The 10,252-nt window shown below is 75.3% G+C and carries 6 protein-coding genes; 2 read left to right on the top strand and 4 right to left on the bottom strand.

Annotated elements, in window-relative coordinates; translation table 11 throughout:
* The first annotated feature begins 1 nt into the window (after position 1).
* Entirely contained in the window at positions 2 to 5,224 is a 5,223-nt protein-coding gene (locus ACQP1P_RS25295) for a non-ribosomal peptide synthetase/MFS transporter (RefSeq protein WP_433073282.1), read from the top strand.
* A gap of 117 nt (positions 5,225 to 5,341) precedes the next feature.
* Positions 5,342 to 6,145, top strand: a complete 804-nt coding sequence (locus ACQP1P_RS25290; protein ID WP_433073279.1) for an SGNH/GDSL hydrolase family protein — start codon at positions 5,342 to 5,344, stop codon at positions 6,143 to 6,145.
* On the opposite strand, the gene ACQP1P_RS25285 is transcribed toward ACQP1P_RS25290, so the two are convergent.
* From ACQP1P_RS25285 to ACQP1P_RS25270, 4 genes are all read right to left on the bottom strand, one after another.
* The gene (locus ACQP1P_RS25285; RefSeq protein WP_433073276.1) at positions 6,115 to 7,209 is read right to left on the bottom strand and encodes a cytochrome P450; all 1,095 of its coding nucleotides are present in this window, start codon (positions 7,207 to 7,209) and stop codon (positions 6,115 to 6,117) included. The genes ACQP1P_RS25290 and ACQP1P_RS25285 overlap by 31 nt on opposite strands.
* A gap of 101 nt (positions 7,210 to 7,310) precedes the next feature.
* Entirely contained in the window at positions 7,311 to 8,408 is a 1,098-nt protein-coding gene (locus ACQP1P_RS25280; protein WP_433073273.1) for an AAA family ATPase, read from the bottom strand.
* Positions 8,409 to 8,465: 57 nt separating this feature from the next.
* Entirely contained in the window at positions 8,466 to 9,731 is a 1,266-nt protein-coding gene (locus ACQP1P_RS25275) for a hypothetical protein (protein ID WP_433073270.1), read from the bottom strand.
* Positions 9,728 to 10,249 (bottom strand): SigE family RNA polymerase sigma factor, encoded by a 522-nt coding sequence (locus tag ACQP1P_RS25270; protein ID WP_433073267.1) that lies wholly within the window; start codon positions 10,247 to 10,249, stop codon positions 9,728 to 9,730. The genes ACQP1P_RS25275 and ACQP1P_RS25270 overlap by 4 nt, the downstream gene beginning before the upstream one ends.
* Positions 10,250 to 10,252 lie beyond the last annotated feature (3 nt).

Raw genomic sequence — 10,252 nt, 5'->3', positions numbered from 1 at the left:
CGTGGGCCACCAGGGACAGGGCGCCGCGGTCACCGGCGCCCCCTCGACCGACCTCGCCGCCGCCCGGGCCGAGCTGCTGCGCCGCCGGCTCGCCACCCGCCGCGCCGACACCATCCCGCGCCGCGCCGACGACGCCCGCCCGCCGCTGTCCTTCGCCCAGGAGCGGCTGTGGTTCATGGACCAGCTGGCCCCCGGCACGTCCGCGTACACCGTCCCGATCGCGTCCCGCCTGACCGGCCCGCTCGACGTCGACCGGCTGCGAGCCGCCCTCGACGCGGTCGCGGCCCGGCACGAGACCCTGCGCACCCGCTTCGGCACCGACGCCGGCGGCCGCCCGGAGGCGCACGTCGAGGAGGTTGTGCGCGTCGGGCTGGAGACGTTCGCCGCGCCCGGCGAGGCCGCCGCCCGCGAGATCGTCGCCGAGTTCGGCGCGCGCCCGTTCGACCTGGGCACCGGCCCGCTCGTGCGCGCCGCCCTGGTCCGGCTCGCCGACGACGAGCACGTGCTGAGCGTGGTCATGCACCACATCGGCTCCGACGGCTGGTCCATCGACGTGTTCCTCACGGACCTGCTGCACGCCTACGCGGGCCGGGCCCTCGACCCGCTGCCGGTGCGCTACGGCGACTTCGCCGCCTGGCAGCGCGCCCGCTACACCGGCGAGCGCCTGGAACGCGACCTCGAGTACTGGCGCGACCGGCTCGCCGGGGTGCCACCGCTGGACCTGCCCACCGACCGGCCGCGCCCGCCCGAGCAGACCTTCCACGGCGCCGGGCACGCGCTGAGCTTCGGCGCCGACCTCGCCCACGCCGTCGCCGCCCTCGCCCGCCGCTTCGGCGCCACGCCGTACATGACGCTGCTGGCCGCGTACCAGACGCTGCTGGCGCGCTACTCCCGCCAGGACGACTTCGCCGTCGGCTCCACCGTCGCCGGGCGCACCCGGCCCGAGCTGGAGGGCGTCGTCGGCCTGTTCGCCAACGTCCTCGCGCTGCGCGCCGACCTGTCCGGCGACCCGACGTTCGCCGAGCTCCTGGTGCGGGTCCGCGACGGCGTGCTGGACGCGTTCGACCACCAGGAGACGCCCTTCGACCGGATCGTCACCCACCTGCGCGGCCCGCGGGACGTGTCCCGCTCGCCGGTGTTCCAGGCGACGTTCACGATGCTCAACTACGGCCGCGGTGGCCTGCCCGAGGCCGGGCCGCGCGTCGAGCCGTTCCCGATCGACGCCCGGCAGACCCGGTTCGACCTGGAGCTGTACCTCTTCGACCCCGACGCCGGCGAGCTGCCCGGCTTCTTCACGTACAACACCGACCTCTTCGCGCCCGCGACCGTCGAGCGCATGGCCGGGCACCTCGAGCGCATCCTGCGGGCCGTGACCGCCGACCCGGACCAGCGCGTCAGCCGCATCCCCATGCTCGGCCCGGACGAGCGCGCGTTCGTCATGGACTCCGTCAACGAGTCCACCGTGGACATCGGCCCCGCCCGCACCCTGCACGAGCTCATCGCGCGGCAGGCGCGCCGGACCCCCGACGCGCCCGCCGTCGTCTTCGAGCTGCGCAGCATGTCCTACCGCGAGCTCGACGCGCGGGCCGACGCGCTTGCGGACCGCCTGCGCTCGGCCGGCGCCGGCCCCGGCCGCACCGTGGGCGTGCACCTGCAGCGCGGGCCGGAGCTCGTCGTCGCCCTCCTCGGTGTGCTCAAGTCCGGCGCCGCCTATGTGCCGCTCGACGCGGACAACCCGCCGGAGCGCACGGCCTTCATGGTGTCCGACGCCGCCCCGGTGGCCGTCGTGTCCGAGGGCGCGGTCGAGGTCCGCGAGGGAGCGCCGCTGCCGCGGGACGACGTCGCCTACGTCATCTACACGTCCGGCTCCACCGGCCGGCCCAAGGGCGTGCCCACCACCCACCGCGCGATCCACAACCGGCTCGACTGGATGCAGCGCGCCTTCGGCCTCGGCCCCGCCGACGCGGTGCTGCAGAAGACCCCGATCGGCTTCGACGTGTCCGTGTGGGAGCTGTTCTGGCCGCTCATCACCGGCGCCCGGCTGGTGCTGGCCCGCCCCGGCGGCCACCGCGACGCCGCCTACCTGCGCGACCTCATCGCCGCCGAGCGGATCACGACCGTCCACTTCGTCCCGTCGATGCTCGCGGCGTTCCTCGCCGAGGACGGGATCGAGGCGTGCACGAGCCTGCGCCGGGTCATCGCCAGCGGGGAGGCGCTGCCGGTCGACCTGGCCCGGGCCGCGCTGGAGCGCCTCGGCTGCCCGGTGCACAACCTCTACGGCCCGACCGAGGCCGCCATCGACGTCAGCTGGTGGCAGTGCTCGGCCGAGGCGCTCGCCGGACGGGCGCGCGTGCCGATCGGGCGGCCGATCCAGAACATCCGGCTGTACGTCCTGGACCCCGCGGGCGCGCCGGTGCCCGTCGGGGTCCCCGGCGAGCTGCACATCGCGGGCGTCGGGGTGGCCCCCGGGTACCTCAACCGCCCCGAGCTGACCGCCGAGCGCTTCCGCGACGGGATGTACGCCACCGGCGATCTCGTGCTGCGCGACCCGGACGGCACGCTGGAGTACCTCGGCCGCCTCGACGACCAGGTGAAGCTGCGCGGGATGCGGATCGAGCCGGGGGAGATCGCGGCGGTCCTGCGCGCCCAGCCCGGCGTGCGGGACGCGGCCGTCGTCGTGCGCGAGGACCGGCCGGGGGACCAGCGCCTGGTCGCCTACGTGGTCGGCGCGGGCTTCGGGGACCTGCGCGCCGCGCTCAAGCGGGTGCTGCCGGACGCGATGGTGCCGGCCGCGTACGTCACCCTCCCCGAGCTGCCGGTGACCGCCAACGGCAAGCTCGACCGCCGCGCCCTGCCCGCCCCCGCGGTGCGCTCGCGGGCGTTCGCCGAGCCCTCGACCCCGACCGAGGTCGCCGTCGCCGGGGTGTGGGCCGCGGTGCTCGGCCTGCCCCGCGTCGGCGCCGACGACGACTTCTTCGACCTCGGCGGGCACTCGCTGCTCGCCACCCAGGTCGTGGCCAGGCTCCGCGGGGTCCTGCCGACGCCCGTGAGCGTCATGGAGCTGTTCAAGCATCCGACCGTGCGCGGGCTCGCCGCCCTCGTCGACACCCCGGCCGAGCGGCGCGGGCCCCGCCGGCTCCTGCACGAGCTCACCGGGCCGGTCACCGAGGGCGCCCCGGAGCTGACCCTCGTCTGCATGCCGTACGGCGGCGGCAGCGCCATCGTCTACCAGCCGCTCGCCGACGCCCTCCCGCCCCGCCACGCCCTGCTCGCGCTGGCCGTCCCCGGCAACGACATCGGCCTGCAGGAACGGCGGGAGGCGTTCGACACCCTGGTCGCCGCCACCACCGCCGAGATCCTCGAGCGCGTGGAGGGCCCGGTCGCGGTCTACGGCCACTGCGGCCTCGGCGGCGCCCTGGCCGTCGCGGTCGCCTGTGCCCTGGAGGCCGCCGGCCGCCCGGTGGAGACGCTGTTCACCGGCGCCATCTTCCCGTTCGCCCGGCCCCGTGGCCGGTTCGTCGAGCTGCTCAACCGGTTCGAGCGCCTGCGCAGCGACCGCGCCTACGCCAACTGGCTCACCTCCATCGGCCTCGACCTCAGCGACTTCGGCGAGGACCAGATCCGCGCCATGGTCCGCGGGATGCGCCGCGACACCGAGGCGGCCGAGGAGTTCTTCACCGAGCTGTACCGCACCGGCACCACCCGCCTGCGGGCCCCCGTCGTGTCGATCGTCGGCGAGCGCGACGACGAGACCATGTACCACCAGGAGCGCTTCCGGGAGTGGCACTTCCTGTCCGACCGGACCGCCCTGTACGTGCTGGACGAGGCGGGCCACTACTTCCTGAAGTGGCGGGCGGCCGAGCTGGCCCGGGTGCTGACCGCGCGCCTGCCGTTCGAGGCCGGCGCCGAGCACGCCTCGGACACGTGGCGCCTGGCCGCCGTCTCCACGGGCGAGCGCGGCGCCGCCCCGGAGCCGAGCATGCGCCGCTTCCTCGGCGTGGCCGCGAGCCAGCTGGTGTCGATGACCGGCACCGCCATGACGGAGTTCGCCGTCCCGGTCTGGATCTACCTGCACACCCACTCGCTGCTCGGGCTCGCCCTGTTCTCGACGATCGCGCTGGTCCCCGGCATGCTGGTGCTCCCGGTCGCGGGCGCCCTGGTCGACCGGCACAGCCGCCGGGCGGTGATGCTCGCCAGTGACGGCGCCGCCCTGGCGACCCAGGGCGTGTTCCTGGCGCTGCTGCTCACCGACCGCCTGCAGATCTGGCACATCTACGCCCTGCTGGCCGTCCTGTCGGTCGCCCTGACCTTCCAGCGTCTCGCGTACACCTCGGCGGTGCCCCAGCTGGTGCCGAAGCGGTACCTCGGCCACGCCAACGGCATGGTCCAGCTCGGCGCGGGCATCGCCCAGTTCCTCGTGCCGGTGGCCGCCGTCGGGGTCATGGCCGCCATCGGCCTGGACGGCATCCTCGCGCTCGACGTGGGCTCCTACGCGGTCGCCGTCGTGGTGCTGGCCTGCGCCCGGTTCCCGGCCCTGATGGGCTACCGCCGCCGCGAGCCCATGGGCCGGGAGATCCGCAGCGGCTTCCGCTACGCCATGGGCACGCCGGGGTTCCGCGCCATGCTGCTGTTCTTCGCCGTGTCGAACCTGTTCCTGGGCCCGGTCCTGGTCCTGGTCCAGCCGCTGGTGCTGAGCGTCGGCGGCCTGCGCGCGGTGACCCAGGTGGCGGTGGCGGGCGGCGCCGGCGTCGTGGCCGGCGGCCTGCTCATGACCCTCTGGGGCGGCCCGGCCCGGCGCCGTATGCGGGGCGTGCTGCTGTCCGCGCTGACGTTCGCCGCGTTCGCCGCGCTGGCGGGGGTGTCCCGCTCGGTCCCGGTCATCGCCGCGGGGGTCTTCGGCATGTTCGCGGCCCTGACGGTGATGAACGCCGTCTACGCCACGATCGTGCAGGTGAAGGTGCCGCCCCGCGCCCACGGCCGGGTGTTCGCGGTGAACACGGTCTTCGCCTTCGGCACGCTGCCGATCGGCTTCATGCTGATCGGGCCCGGGGTGTCCGCCGCGATCGGCCTGGCCCCCACGTACCTGCTCTTCGGCGCGGCCATCGCGGCGATCGCCCTGGCCGCGATGTGGTACCGCCCGCTGGCCCGCTTCGACACCGACGTGCCCGACACGGAGCCGGAGGACCTGATCGGCCTGGCGGAGCTCGAACGCCGGGGCCGGTGAGCGGGCCTTCGCGGCTTTTGTGCGTTTCATCGATTGGCGAAAGACGATCTTCACGCGGGCATACATAGCTTGATATCAATCTCCGGACTACGCTCCTCATTCCCCTGGGAGTACGAAGTGCGGAGACCCCGTCTCGTTTCCATCGTCCTCAGCGCGGCCGCCGGCTTCGGCGTCGTGCTCGCCCTCGCGGCGCCCGCCGATGCGGCCGCGACCGACCGGTACGTCGCCCTCGGCGACTCCTACGCCTCCGGCGTCGGGGCCGACAGCTACACCGCCGAGAGCGGCTCCTGCCAGCGCAGCACCAACGCCTACCCCGCCCTCTACAACGCCAACGTCAAGCCCGCGGCCTACAAGTCGGTCGCCTGCTCGGGCGCGACGACCGCCGACGTCATCAACAGCCAGGTGTCGTCGCTGACGTCGAGCACCACCCTCGTGAGCGTCACCGTCGGGGGCAACGACATCGGCTTCACCAGCATCATGACCACCTGCGTGCTGCAGGGCGAGACGGACTGCGTCGCCGCCGTCTCGGCCGCGGAGACCAGGGTCCGCACCGAGCTGCCCGGCAAGCTCGGCAACGTCTACAAGGCGATCCGGGCCAAGGCCCCCTCGGCGCGGGTCGTGGTCGTCGGCTACCCGGTGTTCTACCAGCTCGGCACGATCTGCGTCGGGCTCAGCGCGACCTCCCGGGCGAAGATCAACGAGGGCATCAACCTGCTCGACGACACCACGAAGACGGCGGCCGCCGCGGCCGGCTTCACGTTCGCCGACGTGCGCTCCGCGTTCGTCGGGCACCAGCTGTGCAGCTACGGGGACAAGTGGCTGCACGCGCTCAACTACGTCAACCTCACCGTCTCGTACCACCCGACGGCCGCCGGGCAGTCGGGCGGCTACTACCCGGTGTTCCGCTCCGCGGCCGGCTGAGCGACCAGCAGCCGCTTCGGGGCGTGGATGATCGGGTCGTGGTCCCGCCACGGCGGGTCGGGCTCGGTGAGCTCCAGCCTCGGGAAGGCGTCGAGCAGGGCCGCCAGCGCCGCGCGCGCGGTCTGGCGGCTCAGCTCGGCGCCGGGGCAGTAGTGCCGGCCCAGGCCGAAGGACAGGTGCGGATTCGGGCTGCGGGCCGGGTCGAAGCGGTCCGGGTCGGCGAAGCGCGCGGGGTCGCGGTTCGCCGCGGCCGTCATGGCCACCAGGTCGGCGCCCGCCGGCAGCGTGCGGCCGGCCAGTTCGACCGCGCGGGTCGTGCGGCGCAGGACACCCAGGACCGGCGGGGCGAACCGCGCACCCTCCTCCACCGCGGCGGCGGCCGGGGCCGGCCACGAGCCGGTGCTCAGCATCGCGTGCAGGGTGTTCACGATCAGGTTCTGGGTCGTCTCGACGCCGGCGAACAGCAGCATCGCGCTGTGCGCGGCCACGTGCGGGTCGGACGCGCCCCAGGCCGCCCGCAGCGCGGACGGGATCGGCGCCGCGGGCGAGAACGACGCCGGGCCCAGTTCGGCGATCGCCCGCAGGCCGGCCCGGCGGGCGCCGGGGTCGCGGGCGTGCGCGCCCGCCCGCTCCAGCATCCGGGCGCGGGCCAGGACGGCCTCCGTCGCCTCGCCCGGCGCGCACAGCAGGCCGGCGACGACCCGGGCCGCCAACGGGTGCGCGAAGTCCGCGAGGGCGTCGAACGAGGGGCCGGGCAGGTCCGCCAGCAGCCGCCGGGCCAGCGCGGCGACGGGCTCGGCCCGGGGCGCGATCGCGCTGGGGGCCAGGGCGCGGGCGACCGGCGCCCGCCGTACCGTGTGATCCGGCGGGTCCAGGAAGAACAGCCAGCGCGCGGACCAGGCGGCGAAGCCGGCGAGCAGGTCCCGGTCGGCGGCGGGGACCGGCGGGGCCACGGCCGAGGAGAACGTGACCGGGTCCCGCAGCACCGCGGCCACCTCGGCGTACCCGGTCAGCACGAACCGGCGCAGCCGCGGGTCCCAGGTCAGGCCCGGTCCCCAGGTCATGCTCGGGTCCCAGGTCGTGCTCGGGCTCCGGGCCGTGCTCGGGTCCCAGGTCGTGCTCGGGCTCCCGGTCGTGCTCGGGTCCCGGGGCATCGGGGCCCGCGTCATGCCCGGCGCGGGGCCAGCAGGTCGCGCACGGCCTCCACGGCCTTCGCGTAGCGCGTGGGGAAGTCGCCTTCGAGCACCACGTACGGGCGGCCCAGGCGGATCAGCTCGCGCTCGGCGGCGGCGTGGAAGTCGCGGCGCTCGGCGGGGGTGTTGTGCCGCTCGTCGCCCGCGTACGGCACGTCCGCGGCGCACAGCAGGTACAGGTGCTGCGTCTGGCGCTGCGCCGCCTCGACCAGCCAGGGCGGTGCGGCCCCGAACAGCCGCTCGCTCCACAGCCGCGCGGAGAGCAGGTCCGTGTCGCAGAACAGCGCGACCCGGGACCGGCGGGCCAGCGCCTCCTCGGCGGCGCGCTGCCCGTGCGCGGCGAGGGCGAGGTCGGCGGGGCCGAAGTCGGGGCCCAGGGCGCGCAGGCGCTCGGGCAGCCACACGGTGTCGAACTGCCGCGCGAGGTCCCGGGCCAGGGTCGTCTTGCCGGTCGACTCGGCGCCGATGAGGCAGACGCGGCGGGTGTACCAGGCCTTGACCGGCGGCGGCAGGTAGCGCTCGTAGTCCCACGGCCCGTTGCGCACCGCCGTGCCGGAGACGGGAACGGCGAGGCGGTCGACGCCGACGAACCGGGCCCCGAGCCGCGCGGCGAACCCGGGGCCCCAGGGCTCGGCGCTGAACAGGTAGTCCGGGCGGACCTCGGCCAGGATGCGGGGCACCCACTCGTCCTGCTCGCCGTCGATCGCGGTGACCGGCAGGTCCGGGAACAGCTCGCGCATCCACTCCCGGCGCACCTGCCACGGGATCGGGTCGTCGGGCGCGACCCGCGCGAAGATGTGCACGCGCTCGGCGTGGGCGCGGGCGAACTCGATCAGGTACCGATGGCCCTCGTGCACCGGCAGGAACCGGCCCAGCACGACGCCGGTGCGCGAGCGCGGCCCGGGCTCGGGGCCGAAGCTCTCTGGCGTGAACCCGGCCCGACGCCGCTCGCGGGCGAGCTCGGCGGCCGCGTCGAGCTCGCCCTCGGTCGGCCCGGGCTCGGGCTCGTCGTAGTACACGAAGCTCCCGCCGTACCACGCGATCGGTGACGGGCTCCCGGCGACGGTCACCCTCGCAGGATACGAGGGATCGGCCGGGGCGTCAGGCCGGGCCGGGCGCGGCCTGACTCAGCAGGTCCACCTGACGATCGTGTACGGGCCGTGGTCGCCGTCGCGCATGGTGGCCACGAGCGTCCGGCCGTCCGCGGAGATGTCGGCGTAGTACAGCAACCCGGCGGCCGCGCCCGGCAGCGGGAGCGGCGTGACGGTGCCGTCGCTCCACACGGCCGGCTGGTAGTCCTTCGTGTCGCGCACGCCGACGGCCCGCCCGTTCTCGCTGAGCGCCATGGCGGTGAACGGGCCCATGGTGTCGGCCGTGCCCGTGCGCATGTTCCAGCGCACGCTCGGCTGGCCGGTCTGCCCGTACTCGGCCGGCCGCCGGTGTCCGCGCAGCCCCAGGTCGGCCCCGACGTAGCCGGTGCCGATGACCCAGTCGCCCGCGATCAGTCTCGGCTCCGCGGTCGGCGCGTCGAGCAGCGTGCCCCCGCCGTCGAGGTTCCAGCGATAGGCCGCCGGCGCGCGGCCCCCGTCGGCGGCCGGCGGCAGGTACACGTGGCCGACCATGACACCGTCGCCGTTGATGCCGCTCGGGCGCGGCACGTCGGGGAACTCCCACCGCAGTTGCGGCGGCGTGACCAGCGGCAGCGGGCTTTTCGCGCCCGGCCACAGCACCGGGATGGTCCCCTGGTGGCCGTCGAGCTCGGCGGTGCCGAGCAGGTTGCCGTGGGCGTCCAGGTCCGTGACCTCGCTGGAGACGGCGTCGTTCGGCAGCGGCAGCCGGACGACCTTGCCGCCCCGGAAGAGCGCCGCGGCCTTGCGGTGGTCGGCGAGGTTCTCGTAGCCGCCGATGGTGCCCTGCGCGTCGACGGCGGCCGGCACGAAGTTCCGGGCCGCCGGCGGGTTGCTGACCTCGCCGTCGTGCCAGACCAGCAGGCCGAGCTTCGAGCTGCCGACGATCCACCGCCCGCTCGGGTCGATCGCCCGCACCACGCGGCCGTCGGGCGTGGTGCCGGCCAGCTCCGGCAGCGCCTGCGCCGTGCACGTCAGGGGCGCCCCGGGCGTCGTGACCGCGGGCGGCCAGGCCCGGGCCGAGCCGCTCACGGACGGGTTTGCCGACGGTGGTACCGCCGGCAGACCGCGATCCGGCCGGCGCGACGGCAGCGCGAACGCCACGCCCGCCAGCACGAGCAGCGCGGCGACCCCGGCGAGGACGGCGACCCGGGTCCGGCCCCGGCGGATGCGGGCCTTCGCGGCGTCGAGGACGTCGTCGGCGCTCATCCGGGTCGGGGTGACGTCCTGCCCGGCGTACGACTGCAGCACTTCCTCGGGGCTCACGCTGACCTCCTCGCCGGCAGCTCGGCGCGCGACGACGCCTCGAACAGTTCCCGCAGCGTGCGCAGCGCCACCGACGTCTGCGCCTTGATCGTGCCCTCGGAGCGGCCGAGCACCTGCGCGACGTCGGCGACCGACATGTCGCACAGGAACCGCAGCGCCACGACGAGCCGCTGCCGCTCGGGCAGCCGGCGCAGCGCCTGGCGCACGGCGAGCCGGTCGTCGACCGCCCCCGTGGCGGCGTCGACCTCCCGGTCCGGCGGCGACCCGCGCAGGAACACCCTCGCCCAGGGGCGCCGCTGGTCCGACAGGCACGCGCGCACGACCATCGAGTGCACGTACGCGTCGAGGTTGGCCACCTCACCCCGCCTGGACCAGCGCTTGTAGAGCGTGGTCAGCGCGTTCTGCACCGCGTCCTCGGCGCGGTCGCGGTCCCCGAGCACCAGCACCGCGACGCGGTGCAGCCTCGGCAGCTGGGCCCGCACGTACTCGACGTACTCCCGCTCATCGTCGACCCGCACCCG

The organism is Dactylosporangium sp. CA-052675, assembly GCF_050947935.1.
In the GTDB taxonomy this organism is placed as follows: Bacteria; Actinomycetota; Actinomycetes; order Mycobacteriales; family Micromonosporaceae; genus Dactylosporangium.
This window is presented reverse-complemented; position numbering and strand designations above follow the sequence as displayed.

Excerpts from the sequence above, each read along its gene's own strand:
- ACQP1P_RS25285 (WP_433073276.1), bottom strand. The coding sequence starts at position 7,209 with ATGACCTGGGGACCGGGCCTGACCTGGGACCCGCGGCTGCGCCGGTTC.